This is a genomic window from Photobacterium sagamiensis, from assembly GCF_050337085.1.
GTDB lineage: Bacteria > Pseudomonadota > Gammaproteobacteria > Enterobacterales > Vibrionaceae > Photobacterium > Photobacterium sagamiensis.
Genome location: NZ_JAKJSP010000028.1, coordinates 58,899 through 81,200, shown reverse-complemented (window position 1 = coordinate 81,200; position 22,302 = coordinate 58,899). Strand labels below are relative to the sequence as shown.

Genomic DNA, 22,302 nt, shown 5'->3' with positions numbered 1-22,302 from the left:
CCCTATTCATTATCTGGTCGTTAGCCAGATTGATTCTGGCTATGTTCGCTGTTCAGAAAAGGCTCGCTATTTGGCAGAGGTGCGCTGCTCTATCGGTAGCCAGTCTTGATGATCAGGCCCTTCGTAATCGGCGCTCGGGCGAATAATGCGATTATTCGCTCGTTGCTCAAACACATGGGCAGCCCAGCCTGTTACGCGACTCATTACAAAAATGGGGGTAAATAATTTGGTTGGGATCCCCATGAAGTGATAAGCAGAGGCATGGAAAAAGTCTGCATTCGGGAACAAACCTTTCTCTCGCTTCATCACTTGCTCGACACGCTCAGATACCGCGAATAAATGGGTATCACCCACATCTTGCGCCAACTTGCGAGACCACTCTTTAATCAGCGCATTACGCGGATCGGATTCACGGTAAATGGCATGACCAAAGCCCATAATTTTGTCTTTATTGGTCAGCATTTGCATGATCCCTGCTTCAGCCTCGTCAGCACTTTGCCACTGCTCAATCATTGCCATTGCTGCTTCGTTCGCGCCGCCATGTAACGGACCACGTAAACTACCGATGGCAGCGGTAATACAGGAGTGTAAATCGGACAAGGTCGAGGCACACACCCGCGCCGTAAACGTCGAGGCATTAAACTCATGCTCGGCATACAGCACTAGCGAACAGTGCATGACTTGCTTATGCAGCTCTGATGGCGCTTTATCCGTCAGCATTTTGAGAAAATATCCGCCAATGGTGTCCTGATCACTGCTTGCGGTATCTATGCGTACACCATGATGGCTATATCGATACCAGTAGCAGATGATCGCAGGCAGCATAGCCAAAAGGGTATCAGTCTTTTCGCCCTGCTCGGAAAAGTCCATTTCCTGACCCAGATTACCCAACATAGAGCAACCGGTTCGCATGACATCCATGGGATGAGCATCCGCAGGAATGGCTTCTAATACCTGACACAAAGCCGGCGGCAAGCCACGAATACTTTTCAGTGCCCGCTTATAATTATCTAATTCACTTTGCGTCGGCAGTTTGCCTTTCAACAATAGATACGCGACTTCTTCGAATTCAGCATGGTGCGCTAAATCCGTAATATCATAACCACGATAGGTTAACCCCGTGCCCGTTTTACCTACGGTACATAACGACGTTGATCCCGCGCTTTGACCACGTAATCCGGCGCCATTGGTGATTGCTTTGTCCTTTTGACTATCAGCTACGGCTATTGCAGACATAGCAGACTCCTTTTAGTTGTTTCACGTTATTGGATTGGTTATAACTCTCATCACGTTACTATTTCTTTCTTTGCTAAATCACAGGTGCAAAGAGTCGAAATAGCTTCAGGCTGAATAGCTACAAATTAATTGGATTTAATTATTATTTTCTATCTTCCCGCTTTAGCCGGAAATTTAATTACGTTTTCTGTTCAGGTTATTTATATTTAAATAATCTCTTATTCTATTAATCCCGCTCTATTTAAATAACTCGTTGAATTTAGTTATTTCCCGCTAAACAACTTATCAAGCTTCTGCTCATAATCGTGATAACCAAGATAATGATAAAGTTGTTCACGGGTTTGCATCTGATCAACCACATTGCGCTGATGACCATCTTTAATTAAATGTTGATACACATTCAATGCAGCCTGGTTCATGGCACGGAACGCCGATAACGGATACAGCACCATATCAACACCGCATTCAGCCAGCTCGTCGCCAGAGAATAACGGGGTCTGACCAAATTCAGTAATGTTCGCCAGAATCGGCACTTTCACCGCATCGGAAAACTGCTGATACTGTTCAAGGGTATTAATTGCCTCTGGGAAAATCATGTCAGCCCCCGCTTCGACGCAGGCAATGGCACGCTCAATCGCGGCATCCATTCCTTCCACAGCCAGCGCATCAGTACGCGCCATGATCACGAAGTCATCATTGGTGCGGGCATCAACCGCGGCTTTAATACGGTCGACCATTTCTTCCTGGCTGACGATGGCTTTATTCGGACGGTGACCACAACGTTTCTGCGCCACCTGATCTTCCATGTGTATCGCGGCAGCACCGGCACGTTCTATTTCCTTTATGGTGCGCGCGATATTAAACGCGCCGCCGAAACCGGTGTCGATATCGACCAGTAGCGGCAAGTTGGTTGCGGCAGTGATACGGCGGACATCTTCCAGTACATCATTCAGAGTCGTGATACCGAGATCCGGCAGGCCATAGGAGGCATTGGCAATACCGCCCCCTGACAGGTAAATTGCCTGGTGCCCGACCTGCTCAGCCATCATCGCGCAATAAGGATTAACTGTGCCTACAACTTGTAATGGGTGATTATGTGCAACCGCATTACGGAAGCGTTTCCCTGGACTCATGATACTGTCTCCTTGTCATCTTTATTGTCATCATTACAGTCATCTTCAATTAACTGCTCTGCCGTTAATTGACGCTCAATCAGTTGGCGGCTGCGCATGATATGGCGGCGCATCAGCATTTCTGCCAGCTCCCCGTCGCGTTCACGTATTGCCGCAAGAATATGGATATGTTCGCTCAGTGCTTTAGTTGGACGAGAATGCTGTCGCGGTGACTGGAACCGATACATGCGTAGCAGGTGATATAACTCGTCACATAACAGGCTAATCAACTTGGTGTTTCGACTCGCTTTGATAATTCGATAATGGAAATCAAAATCACCTTGCTGATGGAAATAAGAGGCACCGTCAACTTGTTCGATATGACGTTGATGCTGTTCTAACAGATCCTGCAATGCATCAATCTCATCGTCCGTAATATTGATACAGGCTAAGCGTGCTGCCATGCCTTCCAGCGCTTCACGCACCGCATAAATTTCAATTAACTTATGCTGACTCAATTCGACTACTCTGGCACCAACGTGAGGAACCCGCTCAACCAGACCCAGTGATTCCACCCGCATCATGGCTTCACGCAATGGCCCCCGGCTGACACCAAAACAGCGCGCTAATTCAGGCTCGGATATTTTACTTCCTGCCGGATACTCACCACTGACGATAGATTCAATCAGACGCTCGGTCAGATCCTCAGATTTTGTCAGTTCTTTGGTTATCGTATTCCCGGCCAACGTGTCGACAGGTTTCAGGGTTACATCTTGTTTACTCATTCAGATTGTCAACAATTGATCGGTTAATGAACAAAAGTTAGCGCTAAAATCGGATTAATTCAAGATAATTGTTAACAATGTGTATTAGACCTTGGTCTATTGCGTTAACAGTGCAAGGTTTGAGGGGAAAGTAAAAAAACAATATAACCCAACCCAATTTTTACATTTTTTTTTGAAATATCTGAGCCTTGGACAGTTTTTGACCTTAATCAATTTATGGTAATTTTTAGTCTTTAATTAACAATATTGAACTAGACTATAGATGCGTTAACGACTAATGGATTGGAGGCAAGTATGAGTTTAGTCCCTCGTGACTCCTGGTTTGATTTCCCTCAAATGTTTGACAATGCATTTCCAATGCTGCGGCCAAAACTTGATACCGAGATGATGACACCACGAGTTGATATTGTTGAAAAAGAAAAAGCCTACGAAATAACAGCAGAACTACCTGGGGTGAATAAAAAAAATATTTCTTTGCAGCTCAATGAAGGTTCTCTGGTGATAGAAGCCACCACACGAAAAGAAAGTGAAGAGAAGGAGCATGGCAAAGTCATCCGGCAGGAACGCTACACCGGTAAATTTATGCGCAGTTTCTATCTGGGCCAGAACGTTCAACAAGATCATATCCATGCTGAATTCCATAATGGCTTACTGAAAATTCTGGTACCCAAAGTTAAAGCAAGCCACCCTCAAACCACCCATATCAAGGTGAAGTAAGTACAAATTGAGGTGATAAAAATATGGGTACAGAGGCTGATGTTTCCATCAGCCTTTTTTCTGAAAGCAAAAAGCCCGCTCAGATACTATGCGGGCTTTTCATTTGTTCAATTGATCTTGGCTTTATACCCTAGGTATTAACCGCGGATCTGGCGAACTCGGAACGAACGTCCCTTCAGTTTACCGTTTTCCAGCTTCTTAAGCGCAGCGCGTACTGATTCACTCTTAACCGCAACATAGGCAAAGTTATCGAAGATTTGGATTTTACCAACCTCCGCCCCGGCAATACCGTCATCGCCAGTTAGCGCACCTAAAATATCACCCGGGCGAACTTTTTGTCGCTTACCGCCATCAATCTGAAGCGTAGTCATTGCAGGACGGAATGTAGGCTGATCAAGCAGGCTAATCGGAGGCAGAGCTTCACCTTCGATAGTCCTATCTAAATAATCTTCCAGCAAAGCCACTTTATAGTGTTCTTTATCACTGAACAGAGAGCACGCAACACCTTTGCTGCCTGCACGGCCAGTACGACCAATACGGTGTACATGCACTTCAGTATCACGAGCAAGGTGGTAGTTGATTACCGCGTCAAGCGAGTCGATATCCAGACCGCGAGCGGCCACATCGGTTGCAACAAGTACTGATGAACTTTTGTTGGCAAAACGTACTAACGTCTGGTCACGTTCACGTTGCTCTAAATCACCATGTAAAGCGATTGAGCTAAAACCGTAGTCGACCAAATCATCAGACACTTCCTGTGCTTCACGCTTAGTATTACAAAATACTACCGCTGATTCCGGACGGTGTTGCAACAGCAACAGACGCAGAGCTGTCAGACGTTGCTCGTTACCATCAACCTTGTAGAAATGCTGCTGAATACTACTGTCGTCGTGGGTCGCTTCAACTTTCGCCATTACCGGCTTAAACATGATGCGATCAGCAATCGACTTAATTTGATCCGGGTATGTCGCACTGAAAAGTAAAGTCTGGCGCTGTTTCGGCGCTGCATCAATGATTGCATCCAATGCGTCCTGGAAGCCCATTTCAAGCATGCGATCAGCTTCATCCAATATCAGCATCTCGAGATCGTCTAAGTTCAACGTACCTTTACGAACGTGCTCTTCAATACGACCAGGCGTACCAACAATAATATGTGCACCATGTTCAAGCGAGCCAATCTGCGGGCCGAATGGCATGCCACCACATAAGGTCAGTACTTTGATGTTATGAATAGTACGCGCCAGTTTGCGGATCTCTTTGGCTACCTGATCAGCCAGTTCACGAGTAGGACAAAGCACCAGAGACTGAACACGAAAACGCTTAACATTCAGCTTTTCTAACAGGCCAAGACCGAAGGCTGCTGTTTTACCCGAGCCAGTTTTACCCTGGGCAATAACATCTTTACCTGCCAGGATGTGCGGCAGGCTCTGCGCCTGGATCGGAGTCATCGCCTCGTAACCAAGGGAAGAGATATTTTTAAGCAAATCAGAATGCAGGTTAAGGGTTGAAAAAGCAGTTTGGCTCAAGGTGATTGTCCTATTAGTCTTTGCTGAACGCGAAAATACGGTTACAAGGGCAGCGACACTACCAGTTTATGCAGCGCTAAACAATGGATGTGATGTTTTTACCTCGACGACACTTCTGGCAACCCTCGATTGTAATATCAATCGAGACATTTGCCCGATTGATATTACGAATAAAACCAAGCCCGCAGGCATGGGAAACAGAGAACTGCTCGCAATATCCAGCAAAAGGATTTAACAGAAAATAAACTTATCATTGCTTTCCAGTAACAAAACTGGACAAATAGACGCAACGTATATTGCAGGGACAGAGCATGCCAGCCTTTTCAGAATTTATTAAACAGGTAGGGCGCGGAGAGAAAGGCCGCCGTCCGTTAACTCAGGATGAAGCGCGGGAAGCGTTAACCCTTTATCTCGATGGCAAAGCCGATCGGTTGCAACTGGCGGTGCTGCTAATGCTGCAACGGGTACGTTGTGAAACAGGCGAAGAAGCCGCGGGGTACATTGAAGCGCTGCGCAGCCGAGTTGCTCCCGAGTGGCAGACACTGAGTGTCGATCTTGACTGGCCCTGTTTTGCAGGTAAACGCCGTCAACCACCCTGGTTGTTATTGGCCGCAAAACTGCTGGCCCAAAACGGTGTTCGTGTTTTCCTTCACGGCCATGCCGCCATCGATATGGTGAAGTATCAGATTGAATCCGCTTGCCCGGCACTTGGTATTCGTCAGGCAACAACCCCCGAGCAGGCCAGAGAGATCTTATCGCTAGACAATATTTGTTACGTACCACTGGCATCCTACTGTGAGCCTCTGGTTGATTTGCTGGCTTTGAGAGGTCAGGTTGGTTTACGTACCCCGCTAAATACCGTGGCTCGGGCATTGAACCCAACCACCGCCCCGTTTGCCATTCACGGTATCTTCCATCAGGGATATGAGACATTACATGCCGATGCGGCTGCCCTTGTCGGCGACAAAAATATGGTTGCCTTTAAAGGCGAAGGTGGCGAAAGTGAGCGTAGCCCACGCACTTCGTGCCATGTCGCGGGGGTTTGTAACGGCCAGCGTTTTGACGAAGAGTGGCCGACATATCTTGAAGGCGCATCTGGTAAACATGGCGAGATCAGTGGTGATTATTTACAGTCGGTCTGGCGCGGTGACGCCGACAACAACTACGGTGATCATGCCGTAATATCGACCCTCTCGATCGTCTTAAAACTGATGGGGATCTGTCCGGATCAGGCTTCGGCACTGGCACAGGCTGAGCACTGGTGGCAATCCCGCCACTAACATATACTCAAATAATAGGTGATGAAAGGACTCGCGTTCATCACCACTCCCTTTAATAACTTGATAACTCCACGCAATTCCGGCCTGATGATTTGGCAGCATAGAGTGCTTTATCAGCCTTATTCAGTAACACATCCCATTCATTGATCATTACGTCAATGGTTATTGCACCGACGGCCCCTATCGAAACTGTCACCTTCAGATCTCCCTGGCTGGTATTAACAGGCACTGTTGCTATCGACTCACGCAGGCGGTTTAATATAAGTTCAGCGCCCGTATCAGGCTTGAGTGCCAACACCAACACAAATTCTTCCCCTCCCCAACGGATCACGAGATCATTACTGCGTGCACTCTTCTTCAGTCGACGGGCAACCTCGACAAGGACCTGATCACCGACATCATGGCCCCAGCGATCATTGACCTGTTTAAAATGATCCAAATCCAATTCCACTAACAAATAGTGATAGGGCGATGATCGGCTATCATTTCCCACAGACTCGAGCCACTGCTCCAAATGCCGACGGTTGTGCAAGCCAGTCAGTGGATCCTTTAGCGATTGGGTCGCTAATGTTGCATTCGACTGCTGCAGCTGGGTGTTATCCTGACTGATATTGCTATAGCGCCGATAAAAAATATAAAGCAATAGAACAGTGAAAACAGTCACAAAAATCCATAGCTCCTCGCGCGCTTCCTGTTCGGCTAATCGAGCTGTTTTTAATTCATTTTCTGATTTCAACAAGACTATCTCATGATCTCTCGCTTCTGCTTCATAGCTTTCCTGCAATGCAAACAGCTCTTTGCGCCGCTCATCAAACAGATATTCCTTACCTTCTGTCGCATACTGCCTGTAATACTGCAAAGCACGCTGATAATCGCCAGCCGCTTCATAGATATCAGCGATCAGTTCACTGGTCTCCATATAGTTCTTCTGATCTTGCAGCTGGTTAAATACCTCAAGCGCCTGCAACGCAATCTCAGCGGCTTTTTTCAACTCTCCCCGCATCAAATAGGCTTCTGCCAGAGACTCATTGCAATGGGCCATCCCTGATCTGTCCGATATTTCGGTGGCCAGTTCCAGGCAGCGAAAAGAGTTGGCCAATGCCGCTTCAATCTCGTTATCCTTAAGCTGCATTGTAATGAGATTGTTCAGAGCCGCCAGTTGCGAAAACTTGGCACCTGTCTGCTCAAACAGTTTCACCGCCTCTCTGATATGCTCGGCTTCCTGCTCCGATAGATCAAAGTGCCTGGCAATAATGCCGGCATTGATATGCAACATAGCTTTGAGGTTGGGGTTATCATAACCACCATTTTCAATTTGGCTGAAAGCCTTCTGATTATATTTCGCCGCACGGTCCCACTCTTCTAAGCGAAAATAAACCGTCGAAATATTTGAAAGCACCTTTGAAAGTTCAATTTCATCATGTTGCTCGCGGAAGATTTTCATGGCTGAACGATAATCATCCATCGCCCTGTTATAATGAGAGCGTTCAACGTGAATATTGGCTCGCCATTTGAGGGCACGGGCCAGCAGGTGCGAATAATCCGACGTCTCCGCAATCTCAATGACCTGACCGACAAATTCCAGCCCTTCATCAAACTCACTGTGCTTTATTAAATTAATAACATACTCAAGCAAGGCTTCACCAACCATCCATTCCTGCCCCTGACGGTCACCCAGCGCTTTAAGATCATCGATATATTCTTCGGCAGAGACTTCATGTGCGCCCAGCGCATTCTCTAGCTTGAACAAAATAAGGTAGTAAAGTGCCAAGCGGAAACCTTCGTCCCGCTGGATTTGTTCCAGTGGCAGCTGTTTCAACCTCTTGCGGGCTTTATCTGGCTGGGTATCAGCCAGCATGTAAATTTCCAGTAACCCCCGATCCTGCGGAGCAGCCATACTGTTCAGAAACTCAGAAGAGGATACCGGGTTGGCTTGAACGGATACTTGGCAGAAACTCGCCAAGAAAGAGGTTGCTATAACGACAGCACGCCAGAGTGATTTTTTTATTGTATGGGGTTCAGGCATAGAGTGAAGAGTAAAAAATAATCAATAAGCTATCTTCATATTCAATCACTAGAGAGTCAACTATTCCCTGTAAGAATAGTCAATTAGACACTGTACTTTATTGTTTCCAGCGCCTGCCTGACAGGCAGGCGAAATACTGTCGCTGAAACCATAAAGCGTCCTATCTGTTTTATTTAAATCAATCAGTTAAAAAATGACCAAAACCATATGTTGTCCCAAAGCAAAACCATAAAGTGTCCTTTTTTCTAACATACCAAACTGGCATCTAGCGGATAGTAAGAAAATTTCATAAAAAACATCAATAAGAAGCAAACACACTTAGGGACAGAACTTCGTTAGAGCTTATGCTTCAATTCTGACTCATCGCATAAGGTAAAGTATCTCAACCATCAAGCACTACGCTGCGCCTATCGACATTTTGATTCACACTGTGACGCTCGCAAACGGGAAAAATGAGAGTAGGACTTTTCTAACTGATCAACATGACTTCAAAAATGACGCACGCTTTTCTGAAAAGCGTGCGTTGCGAAATCCAGAATTATCACTGGGTAAATTGCTTGGGGTATTAGCTTGTTAGAATGATGGCACTAATCGAGGGTTCTTGAATGGTAACTCACTACTAGAGCTATCTTCTTAATGTTTCGAGCGATAACCCCATAAATCTGACCAGATAATTATTCAGTTTGATATTAGTACTGAGAGTCTTTCACGACTTTCTCACCATAGATACCGTTCTGAGGGACGGGCTTGTAACTAGAGTTGGCTGTACGCATGATGCGGATACCTTCTGCACCAGCATTGCGAGCAGAAATGATATCGCCATCGGAATCCCCATAGTACATCTTGATGTTGTTCGCCTTGATGTATTTTGTTTTGGTGTATTCCGTTTTGCTTGAACCTGCGAAAATCACCTTGTGCATGTTCTTAATGCCAAATGTGTCTTTCAGATACTGAGTCGAAATTTCGCAGTCGGAACTTGTACGGCCAGTAATGAAATAAATATCATCACCACGTTTCTGATGCATTTCAATTAGCTTCTTACCTACCTCTTTTGGCAAACTGAACTTCTCCCAATCGCAGTTCATTTTGTCCCAAAATTTCTGGGATTTAAGGTAGCTAAAACTATTTGGTGAGAATTCTTGCTGACCACGATGATAACCAGGAGAACTGAATAGCACAGTATCATCGATATCAAAGCCGACAGTTATTGGCTGCTTACCTTTAAGGCTTTTCGCAATATCGTCAACCGATATCCAATGCAACTGAGCCGGTTCGCCTTGCCGCATAATTTGAACTGAGCTGAAGCCCGTTTCCGTACCTGGTAATTTTGGATCAGCGAACGCAGAACACGATGTAAAAGCGCAAGCTAACAGGGAAGAAATTGCAATTGTAGTTAGTTTCATTTTTGTTATTTTTTGTCAGTGATTAGATGGTTATGCAGAATACTCATCAACGACATCGGGGAAGTAGAAGTAAGTCACATTAGAACCTTTTTAACTGTGCTAGGCGTAAAAACATAATGTCTCAGAAGAAACACAACTTTGATGGTGACTAATGATTGAGCTTGATATTATTAGTGGGCACCAGCATAAAAGAATTCTTACTGTTACAGCTTTTAATTATGATGGTGTGAATTACGCTACGATTTGGCTCGACTAGCAGGTTCAACTACGATTTGCTTATTGGCGTGGGTAGAATTTCGATTTCTGCCGCGGACGTAAATGTACGCATCCATTTTTTTTATCGTGAAAAGTATGATGCCACAACATTGCGTCCAGCGTCGCATGATTATAATTCGACGGTCTCTTAAAGAGTCGAATTATCGATACTCCAAACTTTAACTGAAAGGAAGCCATATACCATGAACCTGGTTATGAGCATGGTTGGGATTATTGCAATGTTGCTAATTGCATTTCTTTTGTCTGATAACTGCAAAGCTATTAATTTACAAATTGTCGGTGGCGTATTTGTCATCCAGGCAGGTCAGGGGGCATCTATTCGATATGTACCAATTGATCGTGATGTGCTTTACGGCATACCCTGTGCTATTTCTGACGCTGTTGCGTACTGTCATCATGGAATTAATTTCCTGTTTGGTGGTTTAACGTCAGGCCAATTGTTTGAAGTGTTCGGTGGTGGTTGTCTTCGGAAATCTCTGGGCACTTCTCGTACGGAATCACTGTCTTCTACAGCTAACATCAATGCTGAACAGAGCCAAAATGTTGTATTAGATTTTAGATATAGGTATTTGTACAACCAAAGGAGTATGCGCACCATGTTTCTTATTGCGTGGTGAATTGCAGGTACAAGTCGATGGAAACAAAAAATGGACTTATTCAAATATGGTTAATGACTGGTAATGAAAATAACTTGTTGGCGTCAACAGAGACTGATGTTGATGGTGTTATTATTTCATCCTGGCTTCAACTTGAAGCGACTAGTCTACCTACGCCTTATATGGCTTCATTATGTGATGAAAATCATAATGTATTAAAAGAGATATTTATTTCCAACAAGCAAGCTTTATTACTTCTCGAACGGATATACCAAGGTATTATTAAAGGGGCTGATGGTAATCATTTACTTCTATGAAGCGAATATAAAGGGTCGCCAATGGCTACTCTTTTAGCTCATTCTATAACGTAACAGATATTGATAAGGTACTGTTATCATAACCGTAGATATTTTGATGTTGCCATAAGATTTTGGATCATTTTTCCATAAGTTTTTAGTCATAATGTTACGAAATTGATAGCCATCATTTATCGGTTGTCTAACCTTAAAGTTATATGTTTATGACTTTTTGTTTAACTTCATCGGTGTTACTTACTACAGATTAAAAATTAGCAGCATAAGCAATATTGTTGACATCGCCTTTAGGGAACGATCTGCGAAGGAATAATTTCGTCTGTAGTCATCAGATAATCTTTCGCTACCACGGTTAAAATGATTAATCGTTGCAATCACCATGAAAGTAAATAGCTTTGCAGGGATGTTGAAGTCATGCTTTTTTCTGTGATCTTGTTGTAACTAAAACCTTTTATCCGAAGTTCGGATAAAGATCTCTTAAATTCCCCCACCAATCTTGATAAAAGATCTAGCTCATAGTGTGATACATTTAATCCTCGTATGAATTAAATCAAGTTCGTGTTTCCTATTATATTTCCACGAAAACCTTCTAAATCGAATGGCCCATCCTGGCCTCCATTTTGAATTTAACCAATTGTTTTATTACGTAATTTACCATAACCAAAAGATAAGTATAATCATAAATAATATTTGAATTTCCCACACGGTTATTACACAGCACCTTTAACTGTGTTTGGTGTGAAAACATAATGTCTGAGGGGAAACAAACTTTAGTGGTAGCTAATGATTGATATTGCTATTATCAAACAGCACCAACATAAAAAACCTTGCTGTTACAGCTTTTAATTATGATGGTGTGGATAACGCTATCATTTAATAGGAACAGTAATTCCATTAGCTAAGCTAGAGCGGGATAGCTATAGGGACAAAGCTAATCTTATAGCCGACTTCCATTATTAAGAGTTGTTAATTTGCAACAACATGCTTATTTGGTGAAGAAGAATTGCGATTTCTGTTACGGCGTTAAATATAAGCACCTATTTTACGTGAAAAGTATGATGTCACCTCATTGCGTCCCGCAGCGCATGATTAGAATGCGACGGTTTATTTTAAGGTCGAACTGTCGATACTCCAAAATTTAACTAAAGGAAGTCATATACCATGAGCCTGGTTATGAGTATAGTTGGGATGATGGTACTGTTACTAATTGCAGTACTTTTGTCCGATAACCGCAAAGCTATTAATTTAAAAACTGTGGGTGGCGCATTTGCTATCCAAGTCGGACTGGGGGCATTTATTCTATATGTACCTATAGGTCGTGATATTCTATACGGAGCATCGGACGCTGTTACTCAGATTGTTGCGTACGGTCACGAAGGTATTAATTTTCTGTTTGGTGGTTTAACGTCAGACAAAATGTTTGAAGTCTTCGGTGGTGGCGGTTTCGTATTCGCTTTGCGTGTACTACCTATCATCGTATTCTTCTCATCCCTTATCGGTGTGCTTTACTACCTAGGTATCATGCAAATTGTCATCAACTTCATTGGTGGCGGTCTTCAGAAAGCACTGGGCACTTCTCGCGCAGAATCACTATCGGCTACAGCTAATATCTTTGTTGGTCAGACTGAAGCACCACTGGTTATACGTCCGTTTATATCAAGAATGACTCAGTCTGAGTTGTTCGCGGTAATGTGTGGTGGTATGGCGTCTGTTGCTGGTAGTATCCTGGTAGGTTATGCCGCTTTGGGGGTGCAAATGGATTACCTGATTGCAGCCTCTTTCATGGCGGCCCCTGGTGGTCTTCTGTTCGCAAAACTCATCAAGCCTGAAACTGAGGAGCCAATCAATGAGCTATCCACTGTTGATAAAGACATCGATGACAAGCCAGCAAACGTAATCGACGCCGCTGCCTCCGGTGCATCTTCTGGCATGCAGTTAGCCATGGTCGTTGGTGCAATGCTTCTTGCTTTCATTGGCATGATTGCGCTACTCAACGGTATGCTGGGTGGTATCGGCGGATGGATCGGTATGCCTGAACTGTCAATGGAGCTGATTCTTGGTTATGTGTTCTCCCCACTTGCATTCCTGATTGGTGTGCCATGGGAAGAAGCAACCATCGCCGGGTCTTTCATCGGCCAAAAACTGATTGTTAACGAATTCGTAGCTTACCTGAACTTCGCTCCATACTTAGCTGAAGGTGCAGAAGTCGTTCTTTCTGCTAAAACTGAGGCAATCATCTCATTTGCTTTATGTGGTTTCGCCAATCTATCTTCGATTGCAATTCTACTTGGCGGCTTGGGTGGCTTGGCACCAAACCGCCGTCACGAAATCGCAAGTATGGGAATGAAAGCAGTTGCCGCTGCAACCCTTTCAAATCTGATGTCTGCAACCATCGCAGGTCTGTTTTTATCGCTATAAAAACTTAGCCATTAAACGCCACAGCCTTGCTGTGGCGTTGTTGCCAAGGTATTAATATGGATTTTAGTCTGCATTGTGCTGTCTTTGGTTAAGCCACACCAGAAATTGTACTTGAATTAGCTAGGCAGGGATAACAGTCATGAGCGAAGTCTTGCTAGCGATTTTCCGGTTTCATTATCGGGGAACAACACCAAGAATATAACGCATCATCATCAACCAAGAATGTAATCGAGCCTCAATTCACAAGCGCCTTATTATCTTTGGCCCTTTGACTGTCTGAGTGGATGACCTCAATAATTATGGTCATATCGCAAACTGGAATGCACATTTTATAAGCTACGTAATAGCGAACAACTTGAAGGATGATGTCGTAAGGAAAGTGGCGACCAGAGAAGTTGATAGTCATAATGCTAAAAATAATGAGTGATGACGGAGATCTACCCAGGGGTATTCTTAACATATCAAGCAATTGTAAAATCTCTCTAGGTTTAATAACTATATATGGTCTCACCTCAACTTCTAATATAAGCCACCTGTTTAACCTAAATAATCAGCATTGTCAGACTTGCCTTAAAAGGCATTAAATATACTGTATTTATTATATTGATTTTATCATCAATTATTGAGGGTATTGCTTTCATTCAACTGAATTGAATATCAAAATTTCCGAGTGGCAATAATTTTAGGCAATAGTTCATATATAATATAAATATTGTCAGATGAGTATATTTGACTTACTTCTGGATATTGCATAAGGATGTGATGATGTTATCTATGAAACTCAATAATTATCACAAAGTTAATCAAATTCAAGTGAACTTCTGCAAAAGAATAACTTGTCCAAATTTTAGTGTTAAAGAGGATCAACGCTACGTTGCAAAATATATAGATTCAAACTTACCAGTCTTAATTTGCCTTCATTGTGGCGATGAATCTTCATTGATAGATAATCAAAAGCTATTTTTGACATGTCCCCCCCCTGTTCAAAATAAGCGTGAACAAACACGAAAATATGATTTTGACAACAATAACATTCATGATAAACCCGTTCAAAATTTAAGTGTTCATGATTTATATGGAAATAGTGAAAAAACAAGCGATTCAAATGAACATACACTTGATAATAATAGTATCAAGCGTGAGATATTAACTCTGCTATTAAACGGAAACCCTAGTAAAGTTATACGTGAAAAATTCTTGTTAACATCAGGAGAATACTATAGCCAAATCGTAGAAATCAGTAATAGCTGTCGTGCACTTTTGAATATGTTCAATGATAAGTTAGCAACATTATATCAAAACGATCTACATCTATCATCAAATGTGGATTTTATTTTACCGCATCAGCATAATGGTATTAGATGGCTAGTAACTGGTGAGTCAAAATCCGGATACATCATATCTCAACAATTAAACTTAGAACCTGATAATAAGCACACCATTGAAAATCTATTTGTTGATTATAATGATAAAAATGTCAACTCGTTATCTTTACTAAATAGTACGCATAATACAGTATTAATTAAAGTAGATATTACTCATCGATTAGCTATGTGTCGTGCAAATGTTGAAAATATACTGGGAGATACAGAAAGTTACCATATTTCAAAAGATTTGAATTTAACGCATTTTCAATATACTGCTTACGCTCATTATATACAAATAGCTAAATATCTAAAAATGACAAAGGAATTGGCCTTTTTTATACCTCAAGAGCCAGTTTTACGAGCGGCTACTATTGCTGCATTTCACAACAGAATACTAAACAAAGCTATTGATTTAATCTATGTAATAGAAGACCCTGAGTATATATGTAAAGATAACGCTGAAGGTATGACTATTACGTTTGTTGGGAGGCGGAAAGAGAGATGGGCATTTAACAAAAGATACACAAAAGGTATCAGCCATATAAATAAAGAGGGGCAAGAAGAGGCTAGATGGTTAGAAAAAGCAAGTTATAATAAAATTTCCGACTATCAAAATAGCTTTCATAATTTGTTAGTTACACTAATTGACGATGTAACTTCTTGTCAACCATCTAAGTTAATTATTCATTTGTTAGATATTTATTGTGCTTGGCATAATCTATGCCGCCAAGATGATGAAGGCTTAACCCCTGCACAGAAATTGTCACTTACATCAATAGCACTACCTATTAATGAATTAGCGAATTGCATCCATGAGTAGCACATGGATTTATATGTAGAATAATCATAACCAAAAGTTTTAATATAGATAAACTCATGGTCAGGACATTAGCCATATATGTGGGTATTGATTCATTTTGCAATTTTTCCTTTACGGTAAAATAGTTAAGTCATTGCTGAATTCATGGCTAATTAGAAGGAAGGGATCTATACATGATAGTACTTGCTCAAAAAAATAATTCTAAAAACAGTCTTAACTCCTCGCAGCTGACACCTTTTTGCCCTTTACGAATTTCCAAAAAAACTTTCAGTTCAGGATCTTACTGTGAATCATACTCTCAACGCGAACAACTGCTCGTTTTACTTGTAATGAGCGGGCATATTCGAGTATCGACACCATCAGCTTTGTTGGTCGTCCCTCCTAACAACGGAATAATAATTCCCGCTGGAGTTGTGTATAGCCTAGACTTTCCAACCGATGCAGAGGTAAGAACGATCAACCTATTTCCGGGGAGCCTAACAGAAAGCTCTAATGGCTGTTGTTATATCATAGGTATGACACAGTTAATGCAAGTGCTTATCGATGAAGTTTCTGGTTTAGATGAAAGTTATCCTATTGGTGGCCCACAGTCACGACTAGTTAGCGCATTAATTGATTGCATGCAGACAGCTCCAAGGAAAAAATTTAATTTGCCAATGCCTTCAGACCCCGGTGCTCGTTATATAGCGGAGACTATTCTTCAATCTCCGTCCGAAAAAGCTAATCTTAACTACTGGGAAAAAGTTGTTGGTGCCAATTCTCGTACAATTGGAAAAACATTCATTAGTGAAATAGGCATGAACTATAGGCTCTATAGGCGAAGAATCCAAATCTATGCCTCTCTACTAATGTTAATTGAAGGTCGACCAATTAACTCTGTAGCTTTTACAGTCGGCTTCGATAGTCAACGGGAATTTATTAGCATTTTTAAGCGCATAATTGGTGTTACGCCTCACAATATTGCAGCGAACTAACTTAATTTCGGTACAACCAATTGAGCAATGTTATTTATGATTTTGTCACAAAGTCACCCTAAGAGGACTTTGTTATCCAAATTAAACTGACTTGTTAATTATCATGTTTAAGGTGAGGTAAAAACTTTATCTTCGGGAAAAGAAATCACGTTAATTGTGAATGATTACATTATCACTAAAGTCTGAAGAATGGCTTTCATATAATCCATAGTTCACTTTATTCTTTTAACCTGTATATACTCCTGGAGTTAATATAATTGAGCAATTTTAGCGTAATATTCATGATGTTGTCACTCGCAACCATAAACGTGCTTATATGTGGTAATTAATTGGATATGATTTATGGATTAAATTTCGCCGTTTACGAGCAATATCTATGGTTAATAAAAGATTAGGGGTAATTATGGCAGCTTTTATAGGTCGAGGATATCATAATCCGTAGCCGTTACTTTCCATAATTTATATGATCGTCAGTCCTGGCTCTGATATTTTGAAATCCATATAATAACAAAGATAATTATCTTGCTTCCAATTTAACGTTCTGTGTTTGGTTTTACCATCGATCAGTGTTATCTGTATAAATGGTAAGATCAGATTGAACTTAAAATAGTATAATCTAATTTATTCAATAAAGCAGGAAATAGATAATGTCTCAGGGGAAACACTACTTTGATGGTGGCTAATGATTAAGCTTGCTATAGTTATTTGGTAAGCATTAAAGCGAAATCAAAATATTTAGGAGTTTATATGTCATTACAATATCATTTGCGTATTAAAGAAGGCGATGTGGCACCATATGTATTATTGCCTGGCGATCCAGCAAGAGTTGATGTAGTTGCGAGTTATTGGGATGAAGCTAAGCTTGTAGCTGACAATAGAGAATTCCGAACATATACAGGTATATACAAAGGAGTACCGATTAGTTGTACCAGTACTGGTATTGGTTGCCCGTCAACGGCTATTGCAATGGAAGAGCTTGCGCGTGCAGGCGCAAAAACTTTTATTAGAATTGGTACGTGTGGCACATTGCAAGATTATGTGAATGTTGGCGATATGATAATTGCTGATGGTGCAACACGTCATGAAGGTACTTCTCATCTTTATGCTCCACCTGAATTTCCTGCTGTTGCTAGCCATGAGGTGGTTAGTGCTGCTGTTGAAGCAGCTAAAATTCTTGGTTTTGATTCCCATGTTGGTATTACTCGTTCTGCTGACACATTTTATGCTTGTCATTCACGTCCGGGATCGTCATTTAATAATTTTTGGCAGTCTAATTGGAAAAATTTCTTTGAAGATTTAAAAAGATTAAATGTTATTGGCGCGGAAATGGAAGCAAGTGTAATCTTTGTACTGGCGAGAGTCTGGGGGCTAAACGCAGGCGCTATTTCAGTAGCACTTGATAATGTATTGGAAGTTACCGGTGAAAGTGGTGTTTTTGATCCACAGGGCGGCTTCTGCCATTCGGATACGCATATTGAAAAATTAGCTCTGATGGGTTGTGAAACAATCAAAAAACTGCATGATCAAAATAAATAAATTGATATAATGCGTTAAATATCAATTTGATAACTGCCTTAACAAAACGGCAGTCGAATTCGACTGCCGTTTTTGTTTCTGCTTCTTGGTTTTTATTGTTCATAAAAGACTTCGATTTCAATGTGTGTGCTGAGAAATCTATCGTTAATTGGCTCACAGTTCAACTAGGACAAGAGCAAGAAAATATCAAAGTGCCTAAATCAACAGTTTAAATTGTTAACGTAACTTACAGAGTAGCGTAATATATTGATTATTAATAATTTAATTTTTCATTAGCTTTCACTTCTGTTTAACCCTTTTCCTGCTACAGTTATTTTATTAACCCAGCGATAATTAGATTTAACGGTACTTTTATGCTCGATAATTTTCAACAAATCATTATTTTTGCAACCGTTGCACATGAACAGAGTTTTTCTCGTGCCGCAGAACGACTTAATATATCCAAGTCACAAGTCAGTAAGCAGGTGCGATATCTGGAAGATAGATTGGGTTACCAATTAGTGCAACGGAGTACGCGAGTTGTTGCTTTAACCGAGGTCGGCATTCAATATGCTGAATATGGTCAGCAACTGATTGATACGGTAGAAGAAGCCGAAGCAATGGTCGCTGGTTATCGCAATGAAGTTAAAGGTATCCTCCGAGTTGGTGTCGCACAGTCATTTGGCAACAAACAAATTATATCGGCTTTTGATGCGTTCCAAAAAGCCCACCCAACGCTTGAAATTGAAGTGAGATTATTTGATAACCGCCCTAACTTGCTTGAAGAAGGTTTTGATTGCTGGTTAGCAATTAAGGAACACGAGTACCTTCCCGAAGGAATGGTAGCCAGAAAACTGACCAACTGTAAATTTGCCGTTGTCGCCTCACCTGAGTATTTAAGCAAACATGGATCCCCTAAAACGCCAAGTGACTTACGTCATCATAATTGCATTATTTACCAAAGCCGGGATAGAAAATACGTGAAATGGGAGTTTACCCGTGACGGCATTCACGAAGCGATTCTTGCCCAAGGTAATTTCCGTATTGATAATGCGTCAGCCATACTTGATGCTGCCTGTTCGGGTTTTGGTGTTGCGTATTTGGCAACTTTTTTACTTACTAACGAAATAGAAACCGGCCAGTTAATAAAATTGCTTCCTGAATGGAATACAGATCTAGAGTTGCCGATTTATGTCGTTTATCCAAGACGTAAACATCTCGCACCTAAAGTAAGAAGTTTCATCGAATTCATGTCAGAGCATATGTCTACCATATAAAGCCTTGATGCTTAATTGTGTTCAAGGCTATCTTTCTTGATTTTGTAGTGGCCAACAAATATTGGCCACGATCTTAGAGTTTTGCGCAGAATAGAACTGCGTTACTGCATTTAATTGCCCCATAGCAATAGTTAAAATATGGCAAATCCACATTAACAGCCTATGAATGAGCATTAGCACTAACACAGAAAGGGGCAAAAGTGTGTTTGTTAGAGCAATACAACACAGAAGTACAACAGAGCCGTATTTATACAGTATTATTTTATATGAAAGTGCTCCAACTAGCGGCCAGTGCCGGCATTACCGGGTTTGATAGTCCTGCGACAAAACCGACATATGTACTTGCTCAAAGAAACCTGTGGTGTTTACTATTTTCGCATCGTGATGCCTAGGGATCTTGTCCATTTAGGTTACCCTAGGCATCTCAAAATCAGCCTTCTGATCAAAAGGCGGGAGGAGGCTGTTACCCGAAATTTGGCTTTGGCCGCATCGGTCAGAAGATTGCTAGGGAAACAACCTCCCGGATATTTTCCCTCGTTTAAAACCGCGCTAAATCAGATCAATCAGTCCCCCAAAGTTGCGACCATAATTGCCTTGATAGTATGCATGCGGTTTTCCGCTTCATCAAATACAATTGAATACTCAGATTCAAATACGTCTTCTGTCACTTCCAGGCCTTTCATGTTGTATTTTTCCGCAACTTCTGCACCCACCGTGGTTTCATCGTTGTGGAATGCAGGCAAGCAGTGCATGAACTTCACATGAGGGTTGCCAGTTGCCTTGATGGTATCCATGTTAATTTGATAGGGGGTCATGAGTTTTACGCGCTCATCCCATGCATCTTTTGATTCTCCCATGGAGACCCAAACGTCGGTGTATAGGAAGTCACAGCCTTTTACTCCTTCTTTCACATTTTCCGTTAAAGTGATTTTTGCCCCCGTGTGTTTCGCAATGTCTTGGCATTGTGCTACCAGATCGGCCTCCGGCCAAAATGTTTTGGGGGCAACCAGGCGAATGTCCATCCCCATTTTCGCTGCACCAACCATCAAGGAGTTACCCATGTTGTTTCGTGCATCACCTAAATAAGCAAATGTGATTTTATGTAGCGGCTTACCTCGACTTTGTTCTTGCATCGTTAGGAAGTCGGCCAATATTTGAGTCGGGTGGAATTCGTCGGTCAGGCCATTCCACACTGGAACACCAGCGTATGCTCCTAACTCTTCAACGATTTCCTGGCCAAAACCACGATACTCGATACCATCATACATACGGCCCAATACACGAGCCGTATCTTTCATTGATTCTTTATGACCAATTTGTGATCCAGATGGCCCCAGGTAAGAAACCTTTGCGCCCTGATCGTAGGCGGCCACTTCAAACGCACAGCGAGTTCGTGTTGACGATTTTTCAAAAATCAAAGCAATATTTTTGCCTGTCAGCCGTGGCTGCTCGTAACCAGAGTATTTCGCTTTTTTCAGCTCTGCAGACAACTCAAGGAGATGCTGAATTTCACGAGGGGTAAAATCTAATAGTTTTAGGAAATTACGATTGCGAAGATTGAAAGCCATAGGGTTATCCTCTTAAATCTCGCTGAACTACCGGCATAAATGGCCTGAGTAGCGATTTAGTGAACAGTTGTCGTGTTATTCTGCGGTAATATTTGTGCCGGCTTCACCTTTTAGAATGTGTAGGCCATCTTCCAGGGCACCGATACCTACCAACTTACCGCCTTGATTAATGAACTCGCAGGAGGCTTCGATTTTGGGCCCCATAGAGCCGACATCAAATTCATACTGGGCAAGCTCAGCGGGTGTGGTTTTGCGCAGTGCTTTCTGGCTTGGTGTCCCCCAGTCCAGATAAACCGCATTTGTATCGGTCAGGATCAACAAGGCATCGGCTTTGAGTTGCTTTGCCAAGAAGGCTGCTGACATATCTTTATCAATTACCGCTTCCACCCCGACTAGTTTGCCATTTATGTATTCAACCGGAATGCCTCCACCTCCAGTACAGATAACAAGATGTTCATGGCCTATCAGGGCATTGATGGCATCATTTTCAATAATGCCGGTTGGCTTCGGACTCGGTACTACACGGCGGAAGTATTGGCCGTCAGGCTTCACTGTCCAGTGGTGTTTTTTTGCCAGTTCATGAGCTTCGGAATCATCATAAACTGGCCCAATGGGTTTGCTCGGGTCGGCAAAGGCAGGGTCGTCCGGGTTGACGCTCATTTGGGTTAACATGCAGGAAATGTGTTGATCCGGTAATAAATTCTTAAGCTCCTGCATCAGCATGTAGCCGATCATGCCCTGGGTTTCTGAGCCAAGAACATCTAACGGATACGGACCAACTTCTTTATAGGCCAGCCCCTGCAGGGCCAGCAGGCCCACTTGCGGGCCGTTACCGTGAACAAGAACCACATTATATTCTTTGCCGATTTCAGCAATGGCTTTCGCAGCCTTGGCTATGTTACTACGCTGGATGTCGGCTTCGAGTGGTTCGCCACGACGCAACAGAGCATTACCGCCTAATGCGACAACAACCGTTTGCTTGGTCATAGTGTTCACCTTATTTTAGGTTCATTAATACTGATATATATCAGTGTTATGCCTGATGGTTCAAACCTGTAAAATAGAGATATTCTACATAACAGCGAAGGTATA

The 22,302-nt window shown here is 42.3% G+C and carries 17 protein-coding genes and 1 pseudogene; 10 read left to right on the top strand and 8 right to left on the bottom strand.

The features are described from left to right. Window positions 1-66 precede the first annotated feature (66 nt). From prpC to L4D76_RS14695, 3 genes are all read right to left on the bottom strand, one after another. The gene (gene prpC / locus L4D76_RS14705; RefSeq protein WP_428441640.1) at window positions 67-1,236 is read right to left on the bottom strand and encodes a bifunctional 2-methylcitrate synthase/citrate synthase; all 1,170 of its coding nucleotides are present in this window, start codon (window positions 1,234-1,236) and stop codon (window positions 67-69) included. Between the two features lie 263 nt (window positions 1,237-1,499). Next, entirely contained in the window at window positions 1,500-2,369 is an 870-nt protein-coding gene (gene prpB, locus L4D76_RS14700) for a methylisocitrate lyase (RefSeq protein WP_428441639.1), read from the bottom strand. Continuing rightward, window positions 2,366-3,133 carry a GntR family transcriptional regulator gene (locus L4D76_RS14695; protein ID WP_428441638.1) on the bottom strand — a complete coding sequence of 256 codons (768 nt, stop codon included), beginning with the start codon at window positions 3,131-3,133 and terminating at the stop codon, window positions 2,366-2,368. Before L4D76_RS14695 ends, prpB begins: the two co-directional genes overlap by 4 nt. Before the next feature lie 294 nt (window positions 3,134-3,427). Here L4D76_RS14695 and L4D76_RS14690 point away from each other — a divergent pair, with 294 nt between their 5' ends. After that, window positions 3,428-3,850 (top strand): Hsp20/alpha crystallin family protein, encoded by a 423-nt coding sequence (locus tag L4D76_RS14690; RefSeq protein ID WP_428441637.1) that lies wholly within the window; start codon window positions 3,428-3,430, stop codon window positions 3,848-3,850. A gap of 137 nt (window positions 3,851-3,987) precedes the next feature. Here L4D76_RS14690 and dbpA read toward each other — a convergent pair whose 3' ends face one another. Beyond that, window positions 3,988-5,376, bottom strand: a complete 1,389-nt coding sequence (dbpA, locus tag L4D76_RS14685) for an ATP-dependent RNA helicase DbpA (RefSeq protein ID WP_428441636.1) — start codon at window positions 5,374-5,376, stop codon at window positions 3,988-3,990. Window positions 5,377-5,687: 311 nt separating this feature from the next. Between dbpA and L4D76_RS14680 the strand changes: the two genes are divergently transcribed. After that, on the top strand, window positions 5,688-6,656 hold the full coding sequence (locus L4D76_RS14680) for a glycosyl transferase family protein (protein WP_428441635.1): 969 nt from the start codon (window positions 5,688-5,690) through the stop codon (window positions 6,654-6,656). Window positions 6,657-6,708: 52 nt separating this feature from the next. Here the strand turns inward: L4D76_RS14680 and L4D76_RS14675 are convergent, their stop codons facing one another. Next, window positions 6,709-8,553 (bottom strand): tetratricopeptide repeat-containing diguanylate cyclase, encoded by a 1,845-nt coding sequence (locus tag L4D76_RS14675; RefSeq protein WP_428441634.1) that lies wholly within the window; start codon window positions 8,551-8,553, stop codon window positions 6,709-6,711. 818 nt (window positions 8,554-9,371) lie between these two features. Next, window positions 9,372-10,085 (bottom strand): acid phosphatase AphA, encoded by a 714-nt coding sequence (gene aphA, locus L4D76_RS14670; RefSeq protein WP_428441633.1) that lies wholly within the window; start codon window positions 10,083-10,085, stop codon window positions 9,372-9,374. Window positions 10,086-10,543: 458 nt separating this feature from the next. On the opposite strand from aphA, the gene L4D76_RS14665 reads away from it, so the two are divergent. The 8 genes and pseudogenes from L4D76_RS14665 to L4D76_RS14630 all read left to right on the top strand — a co-directional run. Next, window positions 10,544-10,978 (top strand): Na+ dependent nucleoside transporter N-terminal domain-containing protein, encoded by a 435-nt coding sequence (locus L4D76_RS14665; RefSeq protein ID WP_428441632.1) that lies wholly within the window; start codon window positions 10,544-10,546, stop codon window positions 10,976-10,978. A 17-nt stretch (window positions 10,979-10,995) separates the two neighbouring features. After that, window positions 10,996-11,274 (top strand): hypothetical protein, encoded by a 279-nt coding sequence (locus tag L4D76_RS14660; RefSeq protein WP_428441631.1) that lies wholly within the window; start codon window positions 10,996-10,998, stop codon window positions 11,272-11,274. A gap of 1,158 nt (window positions 11,275-12,432) precedes the next feature. Then, entirely contained in the window at window positions 12,433-13,689 is a 1,257-nt protein-coding gene (locus L4D76_RS14655; RefSeq protein WP_428441630.1) for a NupC/NupG family nucleoside CNT transporter, read from the top strand. Window positions 13,690-14,463: 774 nt separating this feature from the next. Then, window positions 14,464-15,876: a hypothetical protein gene (locus L4D76_RS14650; RefSeq protein ID WP_428441629.1), complete on the top strand. Its 1,413-nt coding sequence runs from the start codon at window positions 14,464-14,466 to the stop codon at window positions 15,874-15,876. Between the two features lie 173 nt (window positions 15,877-16,049). Next, entirely contained in the window at window positions 16,050-16,850 is an 801-nt protein-coding gene (locus L4D76_RS14645) for an AraC family transcriptional regulator (protein ID WP_428441628.1), read from the top strand. A 747-nt stretch (window positions 16,851-17,597) separates the two neighbouring features. Continuing rightward, window positions 17,598-18,386 (top strand): nucleoside phosphorylase, encoded by a 789-nt coding sequence (locus L4D76_RS14640; RefSeq protein ID WP_428441627.1) that lies wholly within the window; start codon window positions 17,598-17,600, stop codon window positions 18,384-18,386. Window positions 18,387-18,739: 353 nt separating this feature from the next. Next, entirely contained in the window at window positions 18,740-19,642 is a 903-nt protein-coding gene (locus L4D76_RS14635; RefSeq protein WP_428441626.1) for a LysR family transcriptional regulator, read from the top strand. Window positions 19,643-19,978: 336 nt separating this feature from the next. Next, window positions 19,979-20,128, top strand: a pseudogene (locus L4D76_RS14630) (DUF6538 domain-containing protein); the annotation flags it as partial. A 77-nt stretch (window positions 20,129-20,205) separates the two neighbouring features. Here the strand turns inward: L4D76_RS14630 and argF are convergent. Beyond that, window positions 20,206-21,210 (bottom strand): ornithine carbamoyltransferase, encoded by a 1,005-nt coding sequence (gene argF / locus L4D76_RS14625; RefSeq protein WP_428441625.1) that lies wholly within the window; start codon window positions 21,208-21,210, stop codon window positions 20,206-20,208. 75 nt (window positions 21,211-21,285) lie between these two features. Further along, window positions 21,286-22,197, bottom strand: a complete 912-nt coding sequence (arcC, locus tag L4D76_RS14620) for a carbamate kinase (RefSeq protein WP_428441624.1) — start codon at window positions 22,195-22,197, stop codon at window positions 21,286-21,288. Between the last annotated feature and the right edge of the window lie 105 nt (window positions 22,198-22,302).

Bases quoted from the DNA above. Each gene is read 5' to 3' on its own strand.
- L4D76_RS14655 (WP_428441630.1), top strand. From the start codon at position 12,433: ATGAGCCTGGTTATGAGTATAGTTGGGATGATGGTACTGTTACTAATT.
- L4D76_RS14645 (WP_428441628.1), top strand. From the start codon at position 16,050: ATGATAGTACTTGCTCAAAAAAATAATTCTAAAAACAGTCTTAACTCC.
- L4D76_RS14695 (WP_428441638.1), bottom strand. From the start codon at position 3,133: ATGAGTAAACAAGATGTAACCCTGAAACCTGTCGACACGTTGGCCGGG.
- L4D76_RS14660 (WP_428441631.1), top strand. From the start codon at position 10,996: ATGGAAACAAAAAATGGACTTATTCAAATATGGTTAATGACTGGTAAT.
- L4D76_RS14690 (WP_428441637.1), top strand. From the start codon at position 3,428: ATGAGTTTAGTCCCTCGTGACTCCTGGTTTGATTTCCCTCAAATGTTT.
- prpB (WP_428441639.1), bottom strand. From the start codon at position 2,369: ATGAGTCCAGGGAAACGCTTCCGTAATGCGGTTGCACATAATCACCCA.
- aphA (WP_428441633.1), bottom strand. From the start codon at position 10,085: ATGAAACTAACTACAATTGCAATTTCTTCCCTGTTAGCTTGCGCTTTT.
- L4D76_RS14650 (WP_428441629.1), top strand. From the start codon at position 14,464: ATGAAACTCAATAATTATCACAAAGTTAATCAAATTCAAGTGAACTTC.
- argF (WP_428441625.1), bottom strand. From the start codon at position 21,210: ATGGCTTTCAATCTTCGCAATCGTAATTTCCTAAAACTATTAGATTTT.
- L4D76_RS14680 (WP_428441635.1), top strand. From the start codon at position 5,688: ATGCCAGCCTTTTCAGAATTTATTAAACAGGTAGGGCGCGGAGAGAAA.
- L4D76_RS14640 (WP_428441627.1), top strand. From the start codon at position 17,598: ATGTCATTACAATATCATTTGCGTATTAAAGAAGGCGATGTGGCACCA.
- arcC (WP_428441624.1), bottom strand. From the start codon at position 22,197: ATGACCAAGCAAACGGTTGTTGTCGCATTAGGCGGTAATGCTCTGTTG.
- L4D76_RS14665 (WP_428441632.1), top strand. From the start codon at position 10,544: ATGAACCTGGTTATGAGCATGGTTGGGATTATTGCAATGTTGCTAATT.
- L4D76_RS14675 (WP_428441634.1), bottom strand. From the start codon at position 8,553: ATGGCTGCTCCGCAGGATCGGGGGTTACTGGAAATTTACATGCTGGCT.
- L4D76_RS14635 (WP_428441626.1), top strand. From the start codon at position 18,740: ATGCTCGATAATTTTCAACAAATCATTATTTTTGCAACCGTTGCACAT.
- prpC (WP_428441640.1), bottom strand. From the start codon at position 1,236: ATGTCTGCAATAGCCGTAGCTGATAGTCAAAAGGACAAAGCAATCACC.